Genomic DNA, 14,956 nt, shown 5'->3' on the forward strand with positions numbered 1-14,956 from the left:
TACTGCAACGGTAGCGGCACACCCGGAGGCCCTACGGGCCTCGCCAAAATCCAGAGCCTGGGGAGCATGCCCTCCCCGCCTCCGGCTCTATACCTCGATCACTTCAGGCGCCAGGCCCTGCATGTACCGCCCATGCATCGCGACATAGGCTGCCTCGATGTCGCGCGCAAACTGAAGGGTGTTGAACAGTGGGGCCTGGGCTTTTTCCGCTTGGAGTTTGTCGCGCAGCGCTTTCAGGCGCGCAGGATCCCGCGCGAGTGAGATCGCCAGAGCTTCATACTCTGCGGCGCTGTGGGTCACGAGTTCCGGCAGGCCCACGGCATGCAGCAGGCTCGCCGCCACACGCGCCGCAAACGATTCTCCCAGCCGCGTAAGCACCGGTAGACCCGCCCACAAGGCATCACTGGCCGTGGTGTGGGCGTTGTAGGGCAAGGTATCCAGAAACAGGTCAGCCAGCCGGTGGCGCGCCAGGTGCTGATCCAGAGGCAGGCGCTGTGCAAACACCAGCCTCTCAGGCGCCACGCCGCGCGCCTGCGCCTCACGCCGCAGGCTGCCCTCCACAGCAGGGTTATCTGCCAAAAGCCAGAGAACGCTGTCCGGAACCGCCTGCAGGATGCGCATCCAGCTGTCAAAGACCTTCGGAAGGATCTTCTGGTTGTTGTTGAAACAGCAGAACACGCGCCCTGTCGCAGGCAACCGTGCCTCCTCTCTGGTGAAGACCCGATCACTGATTGCGCGCTGCGAGTCATTGACCTGGTAGCTGTGCGGCAGGTAGGCGAGTTTTTCGGTGAAATGGATCTGCGCCTGGGCTGGGACGACCACCTTGTCGGCAATCACGTAGTCCATATAGTTCGCACCGGTCGTCCCCGGGTAGCCCAGATAACCGGCCTGGACGGGTGCGCAGCGGTGGGCAAAAATGCCAAATCGGCAGCCCGTCGTGAAACCCATCAGGTCAATGGCGATGTCAATGCCCAGCTCCCGCGACAAGCGGGCGATATCGATCTCGCTGCGCTCGCGCACGTCGATGAAATGGTCGAAACCTGCGACCAGACGCGCGCGCATGGCATCCGTCGCGGGAGGTCCAAACGAAAACGCAAACCACTCGAAGCGTTCACGGTCGTGGACTTCGAAAAGCTGCGCTATCAGATACGAAGTGGCGTGGCCGTGGAAATCCGCAGAGTAGTAACCGACCCGGATCTTGCCTCCGCCAGCACGCGCAAGGATGGTGCCCAGGACGGTGGACTCTGGGAAATCCTGCTGCACGGAAGCTTGTGCCGCCTGCTTGTGCAGCTCGGGCGCGTCGAACAGCGAAAGAGCGATGAAGGGCTTCACACCCAGCTCACCGGCCCGGATACTCTGCTCACATTGCGCCATATCGTCCGCCAGGTGCCTCCAATCACCGGTCTTGAGCCGACTGCTCGCAAGATACCCCAGCAGATACTTGGCATCTGGCTTGAGGCGATACACCGCCATGTAGTCGGCCACGGCATCCTCATGCCGGTTGAACCGGATGTGCAAATTTGCGCGGTTGTAGTACAGGTCCGGCCTTTCAGGCGCCAACCGAATCGCCTGGTCGTAGGCGGCCAGTGCTTCGGCATACCGCCCCGCTTCTAGCAATGAAAGGGCCAGAAACGACAGGATCTCCACATCTTGCGGGCTCAGCTGCGCAGCCCTCTGAAAAGCCGTCACGGCATTCGACAATTGGAAAAGACTGCGCTGCGCGAGCCCCAGGTTCTTGTGTGCCTGGACCAGTTTTTCATTGCCCTGAATGGCGGCCTCGAAGTGCGCAATGGCCTGCGTCCACTGCTCCCTTTGCGCCAGGATCGCGCCCTTGCCGTTGTGGGCTTCCGCATGCTGCGGCCGCAGAGCGATGACCCGGTCAAAGCACTGCAAAGCCTCGTCCGGGCGGCCTGCGTCGGCATGCAGCATGCCCATGTTCTGACACGCATCCACGTCGTCGCTGTCCAGAGCAAAGGCCTGCTCATAACATTTCAGCGCCTCTTCCAACCGGTCGAGCTGGCGCAAGGCATTGCCCTTGTTGTTGAACGCGGCCGCCAGACGGGGATGGAGGGCAATCGCCTGGTCGTAGCTCGCAATGGCATCCAGGGGCCGCGACAGCTCTTTCAGGGTGATCCCCCGGTTGACATAGGCCTCGGCGAAACCAGGGCGCAGGCTGATGGCCCGCTCAAAGTGCGCCAGTGCTTCGTCATGGCGCTTCAAAGCACCCAAGGCAAGCCCGCGATTGACATGGGGAGCCGCATCCTCTGGCACCAGCTTGATGGACTGGCCGATCAGATCCACCGCCATTTGCAGATGGCCCGCCTGGTACGCCAGCACACCTTGCATGTGCAGGGCGCCAACGTTTTTCGGATCATTCTTCAAAATGGTGTTGTAGAGCTGGTTGGCCTGCGCAAGGCTTCCCTGCTGGTGCGCTTGCATGGCCTGCTCCAGCCACGCGGCCAGCTGGGCTTTCGTTGCTTGGGGAGGGCGTACGCCGAAGTTGTAGTGAATGCTCATGGTCGGGGATGTGCAACGGATGGGAACGCTCACAGACCGTCGCCAGGACAATCCATCAGCGTCGACAGAGGTGGGATTGTGACGCGCCCGCAACCGGTCAGGCCACGGTGGCAGGGTAGATGCACCGGTAGAGCGGGCCGACCAGCATCAGCACGGCCATCAGCCGACACACCTGAAACGCAGTGACCACCGGCACGCCCAGCTGCAGCACCTTGGCGGTGATGGCCATCTCGGTGATGCCTCCTGGCGAGGTACCCAGCAGCAACGTGACCCATGGCAGCCCGGTGGCCCAGGCCAGCAGTACCGCAAACAGCGCACACGCCCCCATCAGCACCACGGTGCCCGCAGACACAGACACGAGCCAGCGCGGCGCCGTGTGCAGGAAATCTGCGCGAAACCGGACGCCCAGGCTTATGCCGATCACCAGTTGCGCTGCATTCACCATCGACTGCGGCACGGCGGACAGGGTGATGCCCGCCATGGTGAGCCCCATGGACACCAGCATGGCCCCCATGAACCAGGGGTTGGCCCGGTCCAGCCGGTCCATCAACAAAGCCCCAGCCCCCGTCAGCAGCGCCATCAGCGCCAGCCCGGGCCAGCTCACCACGCGGGCCATCGGCGGCAGCATGTCCAGCCCCTGCAAGCCACTCCACTGCAGGGCAAACGGGATCGTCAAGGTGACGATCAGCAGGCGCAGGCTGTGGCTGGCCGCCACAAGGTCCGTCCGGGCGTTTTCACGCTCGGACAGCAATGTCATTTCAGATGCCGCACCAATGGCCCCGGAAAAATAGCTCGTGGCACGCAGCATGGGTGCAGGTACACCATGCATACGCGGTGCATGCACACGGTACAACCAGGCCCCGAACAGCCAGCCCAGGAACAACGCCCACATGACACCCAGCGCAATGGCCCACCAGAGCCCCCCAATCAGCACGACCACCTGCGGGGTGAAATACAAACCCAGCGCCGCACCAATGGCCCATTGCCCCGCATTGCGCAGCGGCCCCCAGCTGTGCGTAGGGCCACCCGCCATCGACACGATGGACGTAGCCAACAACGGACCGATCATCCACGGCAAGGGCGTGTGCAGCGCAACACAGCCACCGGCGGCAACCAGGGCGAGAAAAAGGGTGAAAAGGACGCGAAGCAGAAAATTCACAGGCATGGGTTTGGGATGCTTACGGAGCACAAGGCGGCGCCTCCCACGGGGACCATACCCTCACTTGGACTCAAACCACCGGAGGAAAATGGAATGGGGGGCATCGTGGAATGCCAACGCAAACTCCCAGAGCCAGATCCCACAACACTCCATGCCACCCGGTGCCCATCGCGCCTTTTCAACTCAACCGGTGCCCTCCGCCCTGAAATAGGCAATGGTCTTGCGCAAACCGGCGTCAAGATCAATGCGGGGCTCCCAGCCACCCAGCAGCTGCCGCGCCAGCGCGATGTCGGGTTGGCGCTGACGGGGGTCATCTCCCGGCAGGGTATGGTGGGTGATCCGGGCAGAGGACCCGGTCTGCGCGAGAACCTTTTGCGCCAGCTCCAGGATGGTGAACTCGTCCGGATTGCCCAGGTTGATGGGGCCCGCCACTTCGTCGGGCGTGGCCATCGTGCGCACCAGGGCTTCCACCAGGTCGTCTACATAGCAAAAACTGCGGGTCTGTGCCCCTGCACCATATACCGTCAGGTCCGCGCCACTGAGAGCCTGGACGATGAAGTTGGAAACAACCCGGCCATCGTCGGGGCGCATGCGGGGGCCATAGGTATTGAACAGCCGCACCACCTTCGTGCGCACACCATGTTGGCGCCGGTAGTCGAAAAACAGGGTCTCTGCACAGCGCTTGCCCTCGTCGTAGCAGGCACGCACCCCGATGGGGTTGACGTTGCCCCAGTAGGACTCCGGCTGCGGATGCACGCTGGGGTCGCCATACACCTCGCTGGTGGAAGCCTGCAGAATAAAGGCCCCGCACTTACGGGCCAGCTCCAGCAGGTTCATCGCACCGATCACGCTGGTGCGCAGGGTCCGCAGTGGATCGGCCTGGTAATGCACAGGTGATGCAGGGCAGGCGAGGTTGTAGATTTCATCCACCTCGACATCCAGCGGCTGGGTGACATCATGGCGAAGCAAGCGAAAGCCCGGCAAAGCCTGGAAGTGGGCGATGTTTTTTTCCAAGCCCGTCGAAAAGTCATCCATGCACCACACCGCATGGCCATCGCCCAGCAGGCGCTCGCACAGATGGGAGCCAAGGAAGCCCGCGCCCCCGGTGACCAGGATTTTCTTCGCCGTCGTCATGGTGTGGTGGATCCCAGTGCCTCCAACGCGTTACGGCCCACGGTCAGATAGTCAAAACCCAGGGCTCGCATGGAACGTGGTTCGTAAAGATTGCGCCCGTCCACGATCAGCGGCTGCCGCAGGGCCGCCCGCAGGGCATCGAAATTGGGACTGCGGAAAACCTGCCATTCGGCCACGATCAGCAAGGCATCTGCGTCGCGCGCCGCCTCCATAGGGCCCTGGGCATAGCAAATACGCTCCAGCAGGTGAGGCCTGTCGCGCAGGTCGTCCTCCAGACAGCGGCGAGCCTCCTGCATGGCTACCGGATCGAATACCTGAAGCACGGCCCCACGCTCCAGCAATTCGCGCACCAGCACCCGGCTGGGAGCCTCACGCATGTCATCGGTATTGGGCTTGAAGGCCAGACCCCACAAGGCAAGCCGGCGGCCGGAGAGATCCGGTCCGAGCCGTTGTACGAGTTTGTCCACCAGCAGCCGCTTTTGGCCATCGTTGACGTGTGCCACCGCTGCAAGCAACTGCAGCGGCAGCCCCACGTCATTTCCCATCCGCTGCAACGCGGCCACATCCTTGGGGAAACAGCTGCCGCCGTAGCCCACGCCCGGGTAAAGAAAGCTGTCCCCAATGCGAGGGTCGGCGCCAATGCCCACCCGCACTGGCTCGATGTCCACACCCAGGCGGTCGGCCAGATTGGCCATTTCATTCATGAAGCTGATGCGCGTTGCGAGCATGGCGTTGGCCGCGTACTTCGTGAACTCGGCGCTGCGACGGTCCATGCAGATGACACGATCATGCCCATGCCCAAATGGCCGATACAACGCACGCATGAGATCACCGGCACGCTGCTCTTCGGGCCCGTCGCCCAACCCAACGATGATGCGGTCAGGCCGCATGAAGTCGTTGATCGCACTGCCCTCTTTGAGGAACTCTGGGTTCGATACCACCGCAAAGCCAGGTGCTGGCTGGGCATCTGGCCAGCGCTGGGCAAGCACAGTGGCTACGGCCTTGTGCACCGCTTCGCCCGCGCCCACAGGTACGGTGGATTTGTTGACGATCACCTTGAAGCCGGTCATGTGGGTCGCGATGGCACCCGCCACCTCAAACACATGGCTCAAGTCCGCACTGCCATCGTCCGCAGAGGGTGTTCCCACCGCGATGAACTGCACATCACCGTGGGCAACACCGCGCGCCATGTCGGTGGAAAACGCCAGCCTGCCGGCGCGGACATTGCCGACGATCAACTCCTGCAGCCCGGGCTCATAGATTGGCACCTCTCCGCGCTGCAGTGTGGCGATCTTGTCGGCATCCGTGTCGATGCACAGGACATCATTGCCCAGCTCCGCAAGGCATACGCCTGTAACGAGCCCCACGTAACCGGTTCCGAACAAGGTGAGATTCATGAAGGGGGCAAAAAATGAGAAATACAACACACGAGGCTCGCGCCCACGTGAAGGGCGCCGTGAAGTTTCACACCTCAATCACATCGGGAGGTAGCCCCTGGTGCACGCGTTCGACCATTGTGGTGTACGCCGACTCGATATGCCGCGCAAAGAGCCGGGCATTGAACAGGGGCGAATGGGGCCTTTTTTCCCCCAGCTTGTCCCGAATGCGCCCGAGCTGTGTCACATCGCGGGCAAGCTCTATGGCTCGGGACTCAAATGCAGACTGCGTCTCGGTGACAAGCTCGGGCAACCCGACAGCATGCAACAGGCTTGCAGCCACTCGGCTCGCAAACGACTGCCCTGAACACGTCAGAACTGGCAGCCCTACCCACAATGCATCGCTCGCGGTGGTGTGCGCGTTGTAGGGCAGCGTGTCAAGGAAAAGGTCGGCCATCCGCTGGCGGGCAAGATGCTGATCCATGGACACACGGCCGGCAAACACGAGGCGGTCTGCAGAAATCCCCCGGGCCTGCGCCTCTCGGCGCAGATTCCGGGCCGCAATCGGGTTGTCTTCCAGCAGCCACAAGACGCTGCCTTCAACAGCGTGGAGGATGCGCATCCAGCCGTCGAATGTGGACGGCAGGATCTTGAAATTGTTGTTGAAGCAGCAAAACACAAAACCAGTAGCGGGCAAACCCAGTTCGTCGCGGGAAAAGCTGCGATCAGCTACTTTCCGCTGGGAGTCGTTGACTTGATAACTGTGCGGCAGATAGACCACTTTTTCAGTGAAGTCGGCCTGGGCATGGGGAGGAATCACCACCTTGTCGGCAATCACGTAGTCCATGTAGCTGGCGCCGGTGGTGCCAGGGTAAGCCAGGTAGCTGACCTGAACGGGTGCACATCGGTAGGAAAAACACCTCAAACGCGTCGCTTGCGTAAAGCCCATCAGATCCACGGCAATGTCGATACCAAGCTCTCGCGAAAGCCTCGCAATATCAAGATCGGTACGCTCACGCACATCCAGAAAATGGTCAAAAGCCACCACCAGTCGCTCGCGCATACTGTCGTGCACTTGGGGACTGACCGAAAACGCGAACAACTCAAATCGCTCGCGGTCATGCACTTCAATCAGCTCTGCAATCAAGTACGCAGAGGGGTGGTTGCGAAAATCTGCGGAGTAGTAACCGATGCGAATCTTCTCGCCCCTTGCACGAACAGGAATCGCGCCCAACGCCGCAGACGCTGGCAGATCGCGTTCTACAAGAAGGCGTGCAACCTCTTTGTGGAGGGCAGGCTGGTCGAACACGGACAGGGCAGAGAAAGGCTCAAGGACAGGCTTCCGAGCCCTGATTTCTTGCTGGAGTTGAAGTAACTCCTCATCCAGGTTTTCCCAAATACAACCATGGACCTTGGCGGTAACTATCTCGCTTTGCAGCATCGCCAAAGGAGCAGGCAGGCGCTGGGCCACATAGAACTGCTGCAAAGCCTCGTCGTACCGCTTCATCTCCCGCAAAAGCCGGCCCATAAGAAACCTGGACTCCGCTTGCTGGGGCCGAAGCTCGATCGCCCGGCTAACGTCCGCCAGTGCACTTTCCAAATTTCTCAATTGCAGTTGCGCCTCGCCACGATTGTTGTACGCCTCGGCGGACTGCGGATTGAGCTCCAGCGCCCGGCTGAAGGCAGCGACCGCTTCTGCATACCGGCCCAGCCTGAGTAAGGCCGTGCCCCGGTTGTTGTGCGGCTCCGGTATCTGGGGTGCGCGTTCGATCACCTGGTCCATGCACTCCAGGGTTTCATCAAACTGCTTCATCTGCAGGTGAATGCAGCCCAGATTGAAACGCGCCTGAACATTCGCAGGATCTATCGCCAGCACCTTGCGGTAGCTTTCCATGGCCTCCGGCAACCGGTCCAAGGTTTGCAGGACCGTTCCCCGGTTGTAATGCGCGAGCCCCAATGCGGGCGACAGCGCGATGGCCTGGTCGAACGAAGCCAGCGCTTCCTGGTTGCGCTGCAGGCGTAGCAGCGCGTTGCCACGATTGAAATAGGGATCAATGTAGTCGGGCTTGAGAGCGATGGCCCGGTCGTAGGCGCGAATGGCGTCTGCGGGCCGGTTGGACAGCAGCCATTCATTGCCCCGGGTGTTGCACGCCGTCGCATCATCGGGAAGGGGCGACTCCACAGCTCTACCGCCCGCAACCAAGCCCGTTCCGTAATTGATTCCGAATTTGAAACTGGGCTGGCTGGATGGTACGGCGCCAGGCTTGAAGGACTGGCCGAAATGGGGTTTCTTTGCGTCGGTCAAGGTGCTTCCCGATACGGATGAGAGGTTGACATCCCCTCATGGTAAACACCTGCGCAGTACCGAACCGCCGTCCGACGCTAGCCGGGCCGCTCCCGGGCCAACAGCCAAGCACTCACCGTCAAGCGAACCACCATGGAAAGCGGGTAGCGTAACGCCCTGTTTCAGAGCGCGCTGATGGAGCCTGCCTGCGCCTCAGGCAGCGCCCCGCCGGTGCGCCATCTCCTGCCCCATCCGGCCAAGCACAGCGGGCTCCAGCAGATGCAGCGCAGCCGGGTAGGCCAGATGTTCCTCTTGGTGGATATGGCTCGCATAGCGCGCCGCAAATCGATCAAAGAGCGCCTCGATCGATTCCGAGAATCCCTGGATAGACCCTTGCGCCAGCGCCTGTAGCGGAACTCGCGCCGCCTCCCAGTCAGCCACCATGTCCACATGGTCCTTTTGCAATGCCTGCACCAGCACCTTCACCTCAGGCGAGGCCTGGGCCAGGAGCAGCGGGAAGACATGCAGCTCCTCATCCTCATGGTGCAATGGCGCAGCCACATCAAAGTAGCGCAGCACATCGCGTGCGGCCTGGCGCGCGCTCTCGTCAGCACCTTGCTGGCGGACATGCTCACGCAGGCGGCCCAGAAGTGCCAGTGTGCGCTGCACGCGTTCGTGGCAGGCTTCCAGCATGGCAAAGGGCTCTTCGAACCCTACTGCGGGCGCGCTGAAGCCAGGAATGTGGCGAGCGGGTGCAGGAGAGGACGCCATCCTCGCCTCACCCAAAACGCACGGGCTGGCCCTGGCGGTCGAAGGGAATGTAGGCACCATGTGCGCCGCCCTTGATCGCATCCACCATGCGCTGCAAAGGCGCCTCGGCATCGGCGCTGGTGGGCGCCTTGTTGAGCGTGCCCGACATCGCGGCTGCAAACACCATGGCCCAGTCGTGGCCAGGGGCAGTGAACTGGCGCGCCTCTCCTACCAGTGCGTCGAATGATGGCAGTTCCTGCGGCGTTTTGTCCACGCACATCAGCGGCACCAGGGCACCGCCTTGCCCGGCTTCAAAGCGCGCGCGCTGTGCGGGGGTGGCGTCGTCGGGGAGTTCAACGGCAGCAAACACAAACAAGAGACGCTGAGGTTCGGGTTGCATGCGGGCTGCCTGCAACAGATCGTCGAAGCTGGAAATGTTCATAAAAATCTTGATGAAATAAAAAATGCTGTCGGGTTCTTTCTGGCTTGCTCAGAAACCAGGCACCACGCCCTGCTGCGCGTCCAGCGTGCTCACATAACTATCTGCAACGGGCCGCGCCCGCACGGTCTTGCGCGATTGCACGGTACCGATGCTGATAAAACACAGCGCCTGCTCCCAGGCTGCCAGCTGGAACAAGCCGCGCAATCCAGCTGATTTGAGCGCTTTTCCACTCGTAAGGGCGGATCCATAGCCCTGCGCAGTGGCCATCAGCAGCATGTTCTGCACGGCACAGCCTGCTGACACCAGGCGTTCGGACAGGTCGATGGCGGGGTCCCCGCATTGGCCGTCGACCACCACCAGCATGAGCACCGGGGCTCGGTAGGCTTTTTCGCGGGCCTGCTCGGCCTGCTCTGGTGTGGCGGCTGGATCGCGCTCACGAAGAGCCCGAGCAAACACGTCTGCCAGCGCTGGCCGCGCCGCGTCGGACACCAGCACAAAACGCCAGGGCGTCAATTGGCCATGGTCGGGGGCATGGGCCGCAGCGCCAAGAATCTGGGCCAGCTCCCCCCCTCTAGGCCCTGGGGCGGCCAAGCGTTTGGGCAGGATGGTCTGGCGCGACTGGATCAGCGCAGCAGCCATCGCGGCAGTGTCGTCTGAGGTGGTCGCCGCAGCGGGCATGCGCCGTTGTGCATGCTTCAAAGGCCAGGGAATGACAGCCATCGCAGATCCTTGAAAGAGCCGCCGTCAGCCCGGGCGACCGTCAGCCCGCAGGCAGCCGTACCACCTGCCAAGCCGGACACCCCACACGCCCATGGTGGCGGCCCACAGGCATGCCGCCAGCGGCAAAAGCGACACCCACGCAACGCCAAATACCCCCGGCACCGCCGCGGCAATGCGCAGTACCGTGGCCACCTGCAGGATCCAGAACAGCGTCCATGCCGTGCGGTCTGCCACCAGCGCACGGCCACTGTGTCCACAGGACACTCGCGTCACCATGGCCAGCATCAGCGATGCCAGGCAGCCCATGGTCAACGCGTGCAGTGCTCCCAGGCCCAGCGCTCCCATGCCAAAGCCCCAGGCCAGCCACGGTGACAGCCCGCCAAGAAGAAAAGCCAGGCCGAGCCATAGAAAACCAATGTGCAGCATCGCGAGCAGCCTGTTCTTGAGGCTTTGCACCAGGCCCCAGACACAGGCCAGCCAGACCAGCACGCCACCCACGGCCAATTGCAGCGTGCCGTATACCAGCCCCCAAACCGTCCCTGCAGCACCGGCAGGCAATCCGGCCCATTCCAACCATGCAGCCAGCACCTGCAGCAGGGCCGCTGCCAGCATCAACCACAGCACCCAGAAAGGCCTCCACGCCTTCACCATGGGCATGGCGCTGGAGGTGAAAAACGGAATCATGCGATGCGCCACCGTCACATACACCACGACAACAAATCCCCACAGACCGGTGAATACCCAGACACGCGCGAGCGCATGGGTCCCCACCGCCAGACTCAGCCACAGCCCTGCAAGACTGACGCAGCCCAGCGTGCAAGCCCAGGCGATGGTGCGAGCATGCAACTGGTCCTCGGACTGGCTTTTTCGCACACGCCCCCAGAACTGCACGGTCATCCAGACGAGGCCCACCACCGCCACCGCCAGCCCGCCCAGCGCCACACCCACCCACAGGTGCGCGCCTGCCAGCCACAGCAACCACCCCACCGCCTGCGCCACCAGGGGTGTGCGAAGCGCCTGCACGGGCAAAGGCTCCACCCCAAGCCATTTGGGGCCTGCCGTGAACAAGAAGCCCGAAAAGAACAGTGGAATAAATCCGAACGCCATCACGGTCGAGTGCACCAGCGTGGGAGACACCGCGTAATAGAGCCCCCACCCACCGGTAGACCGCGCCACCTGCACCAATGCCCACCACCCCCCCGACGCCACCAGCACCACCATGGCCAGGAAGAACCCCAACCGGTGCGGCGCCAGCATCAGATAGCGCCAGCGCCAGTGACTGTCCAACGACGCCAGCACTTCGGGCGAAGGTTTTCCCGACGCGGTACGCAGTGGGATGACAGGACGAGACGTCACCCGCAGGCCCCCAGGTGCCCACACTGCGTGCAATAGTCGCAACCATCCTTGCGGATCACTGCATGGGCGCCACATTCGCTGCACTTCTTGCCCGCCATGGCCTGCGGGACCGCCAGAGGCGCGGGCGCGGGTTCATCCAGCGGCAGTTGCTGTTGCACCGGGTCCGCCACGCGGCGCGCCAGGATGTTCTGGATGGCATAGGCCATGGCCGCCACTTCGGAGTCATGCCACATGGGCACCAGCGTGCCGTCGTCCTTGCGGTGGGTGCCCAGGCGCACGGGCCCACGGTCCCAGGCCACTTTGCGCATGTCGGAGAGCGCCCGCTCCAGGAAGCCGCCGCGCGCCGCCAGCGACAACATGCGCATGCTGGACGTGATCCACTGCTGCGACTCGCCGCTCTGACCTACAGGCATGAAGAACTCGATGGCCCGGTCCACCGTGCCATTGCCAACCCCCGTGGGGACCGGCAAGAACGAGACGATAAGGTACAGCGTCTTGTGGCCTTCCTGCGTCCAGTATTCGAGCTTTTCGGCCACCGCCGAGAGGCCGCCTTGCGGGCGGCTTTCGATCACGGTACGCATGGGGTCCACCGGAGGTGCGGGGGGTACTACAGGTGCGGCAAAGGCTGCGGGTTCAGGCGCTGCATGGGTCTCCAGCACCGATCCCAGGATGGCATTGGGCCGGTAGGTGGCCAGGCCCTTGAGCTTGGCGCGCCAGGCCTGCAGGTACAGGTCCTTGAAACCTTCGTAGGGATAGTCGGCGGGGATGTTCACCGTCTTTGAAATGGCCGTGTCCACGAAGGGCTGCACAGCTTCCATCATGGCGATGTGGCCTTCGGCGGGCATGGCGAGGGCCGAGACGAAATAGTCCGGCAAGGCCTCCACATCACCGCCCAGTTCGCGGTACAGCCGCCAGGCGTGGTCTTCGACGGCGTATTCCGAGGTAGTGCCGTCGGATTCACGCTTCTTGCGCTTGTACATCCACGAAAACGGCGGCTCGATGCCGTTGGAGGCGTTGTCGGCAAAGGCCAGGCTCACCGTGCCCGTAGGGGCGATGGAGAGCAGGTGGCTGTTGCGGATGCCGTGCTGGCGGATGGCCGCCTGGAGCGATTCGGGCAGGCGGCTGGCAAAGGTGCCCTCCGACAGGTAGGGCTCCGCCTGGAACTTGGGGAACACCCCTTTCTCGCGCGCCAGGTCCACCGACGCGGCATAGGCAGCATCGCGCATGCACTCGGCAATGCGGGCCGCCATGGTGCGGCCCTCGGGCAGGTCGTAGCGCAGGCACAGCATGGCCAGCGTGTTGCCCATGCCGGTAAAGCCCACTCCAATGCGGCGCTTGGCCATGGCCTCGTCGCGCTGCTGCGGCAGCGGCCAATAGGTCACATCGAGCACGTTGTCCAGCGCTCGCACCTGCAGCGCCACGGCTTTGGTGAAGTCATCGAAATCAAACGCAGCCACGCCCCCGAAACCGAAGGGGTGGCGCACAAAGCGGGTCAAGATGATAGGGCCCAGGTCACAACACCCGTAGGACGGCAATGGCTGCTCGCCACAAGGGTTGGTTGCCGCGATGTCTTCGCAATAGTGCAGGTTGTTGTCTTCGTTGATGCGGCCCAGGAACAGGATGCCGGGCTCGGCGAAGTCGTAGGCCGACTTCATGATCGTGTCCCACAGTTCGCGCGCGGGCACGGTGGCGTAGACCCACAGGCCATCCGTACGCTGGCGGGCGCCCTGGGCCAGCAAAGCGGCACCTGGTTTCGCCTTGTGCACCAACTCCCACTGCGCGTTGTTCTGCACGGCGTGAATGAACGCATCCGACACGCCCACCGATACGTTGAAATTGTTCCAGCGGCCCGGCGTGCGCTTGGCGGTGATGAACTCGTGCACATCGGGATGGTCAATGCGCAGCACACCCATCTGAGCCCCCCGGCGCGCACCTGCGCTCTCCACGGTCGAGCACGACTGGTCGAACACATTCATGTAGCTGCACGGCCCCGACGCCATGGAGGCCGTGGCCTTCACTTGCGCGCCCTTGGGCCGGATGCGGGAGAAATCGTAGCCCACGCCGCCCCCACGGCGCATGGTTTCTGCAGCCTCGCGCAGGGCTTCGTAGATGCCTGGAAAACCCTCGTCGTCCACCCCCTGGATGCAGTCGCCCACGGGCTGTACAAAACAGTTGATCAGCGTGGCCTGGATGTCGGTGCCTGCCGCGCTCATGATCCGGCCCGCTCCGATGGCGCCCGCCTTCAGGTTGGCGAGGAACAGGACTTCGTATTTGTCGCGCAGCTCCGGCGCCTCCACCGAGGCCAGGGCCCGCGCCACACGCTGGTAAAGCTCGTCTGCGGTGGTTTCCCCGGGTTTGAGGTATTTCTCACGCAACACATCCAGGCTGATGGGCTGCAATGAAGAGGTGGGCTTGAGGGGGGGCTGTGGTTCGCGTTTCATGGGGGCCGATGATTTGGGTTTCACGCCAGTGAGGTCTTGCGTTCCATCAAGAGGGCCTCATTCCTCACGGATATGCCGCGAGAATGCCGGACAAGGTCAAAGCTCGTCCAGAAGAACTTGCCCATCATGCTCCACGTAGGGGTGGTAGGGACCAGTGCCGCTGTTGTCCGCCCGCGAGGCCGGCACAAAGCCGCCCGTCTTGACATCAAACACATGGACTTCTCCTTCCTCGATCACATAGTGCCAGCCATGCAGGCTGATCTGCCCTGACTGCACACGGCTCCGCACCATGGGGTACTCCATGAGCCGCTCCAGCTGCAGCACCACGGCGCGTTGCTCGGTGCGGCGCAGCACCTCAGGTCCGGGCTGCATGGGCAACAAGGCCTCTCGCCCCAGGTCCAGCCAGCGGTTCAGGTTGGGCGCTTCGGGCGAAACCTCACCATACATCGCCTTGATAGCCCCACAGTGACTGTGGCCGCACACCACAATGCGGCGCACCTGCAGGTTGAGCACCGCAAACTCGATGGCCGCCGTGGTGCCATGGTGGCCGTGAGATCCGTCATACGGCGGGATGAACGCACCCACGTTGCGCACCAGGAAAAGCTCCCCCGGGCCCGCACCGGTCAGCAGGTAGGGCACCAGGCGCGAGTCGGAACAGCCGATGAACAGGGTGGTCGGGTGCTGCCCTTCGTCCACCAGCGCCTGGAACTGCTCGCGGTACTGGGGAAAGGCGTCGTTATGGAAACGGCGCAGGCGATCAAGCAGCTCGTCGGGCAT

11 protein-coding genes are annotated in these 14,956 nt (G+C 62.9%); all 11 read right to left on the minus strand.

What is annotated here, in order from left to right; genetic code table 11:
- Positions 1–87: 87 nt before the first annotated feature.
- Complete coding sequence (locus tag ASE39_RS18445) at positions 88–2,517, minus strand: tetratricopeptide repeat protein (RefSeq protein ID WP_057272074.1); 2,430 nt, start codon at positions 2,515–2,517, stop codon at positions 88–90.
- A 97-nt stretch (positions 2,518–2,614) separates the two neighbouring features.
- Positions 2,615–3,682, minus strand: a complete 1,068-nt coding sequence (locus ASE39_RS18450; protein ID WP_057229542.1) for an AbrB family transcriptional regulator — start codon at positions 3,680–3,682, stop codon at positions 2,615–2,617.
- A gap of 177 nt (positions 3,683–3,859) precedes the next feature.
- Positions 3,860–4,810 carry a UDP-glucuronic acid decarboxylase family protein gene (locus tag ASE39_RS18455; RefSeq protein ID WP_057229544.1) on the minus strand — a complete coding sequence of 317 codons (951 nt, stop codon included), beginning with the start codon at positions 4,808–4,810 and terminating at the stop codon, positions 3,860–3,862.
- On the minus strand, positions 4,807–6,207 hold the full coding sequence (locus ASE39_RS18460; RefSeq protein WP_057272075.1) for a UDP-glucose/GDP-mannose dehydrogenase family protein: 1,401 nt from the start codon (positions 6,205–6,207) through the stop codon (positions 4,807–4,809). The genes ASE39_RS18455 and ASE39_RS18460 overlap by 4 nt, the downstream gene beginning before the upstream one ends.
- 67 nt (positions 6,208–6,274) lie before the next feature.
- The gene (locus tag ASE39_RS18465; RefSeq protein ID WP_057272076.1) at positions 6,275–8,491 is read right to left on the minus strand and encodes a glycosyltransferase family 41 protein; all 2,217 of its coding nucleotides are present in this window, start codon (positions 8,489–8,491) and stop codon (positions 6,275–6,277) included.
- Positions 8,492–8,683: 192 nt separating this feature from the next.
- Positions 8,684–9,241, minus strand: a complete 558-nt coding sequence (locus tag ASE39_RS18470) for a hemerythrin domain-containing protein (RefSeq protein ID WP_057229550.1) — start codon at positions 9,239–9,241, stop codon at positions 8,684–8,686.
- Positions 9,242–9,248: 7 nt separating this feature from the next.
- Entirely contained in the window at positions 9,249–9,662 is a 414-nt protein-coding gene (locus ASE39_RS18475) for a hypothetical protein (RefSeq protein WP_010462995.1), read from the minus strand.
- A gap of 48 nt (positions 9,663–9,710) precedes the next feature.
- Complete coding sequence (locus ASE39_RS18480; RefSeq protein WP_010462996.1) at positions 9,711–10,382, minus strand: nitroreductase; 672 nt, start codon at positions 10,380–10,382, stop codon at positions 9,711–9,713.
- Positions 10,383–10,406: 24 nt separating this feature from the next.
- On the minus strand, positions 10,407–11,738 hold the full coding sequence (locus tag ASE39_RS18485; RefSeq protein WP_242421487.1) for an NnrS family protein: 1,332 nt from the start codon (positions 11,736–11,738) through the stop codon (positions 10,407–10,409).
- A complete protein-coding gene (locus ASE39_RS18490) occupies positions 11,735–14,179 on the minus strand; it encodes an adenosylcobalamin-dependent ribonucleoside-diphosphate reductase (protein WP_057272077.1) in 2,445 nt (814 codons plus the stop codon). Before ASE39_RS18490 ends, ASE39_RS18485 begins: the two co-directional genes overlap by 4 nt.
- A 96-nt stretch (positions 14,180–14,275) precedes the next feature.
- Positions 14,276–14,956: a carbonic anhydrase gene (locus ASE39_RS18495; RefSeq protein WP_057229552.1), complete on the minus strand. Its 681-nt coding sequence runs from the start codon at positions 14,954–14,956 to the stop codon at positions 14,276–14,278.

It is taken from the genome of Acidovorax sp. Root267, from assembly GCF_001429215.1.
Lineage (GTDB): Bacteria > Pseudomonadota > Gammaproteobacteria > Burkholderiales > Burkholderiaceae_C > Acidovorax > Acidovorax radicis.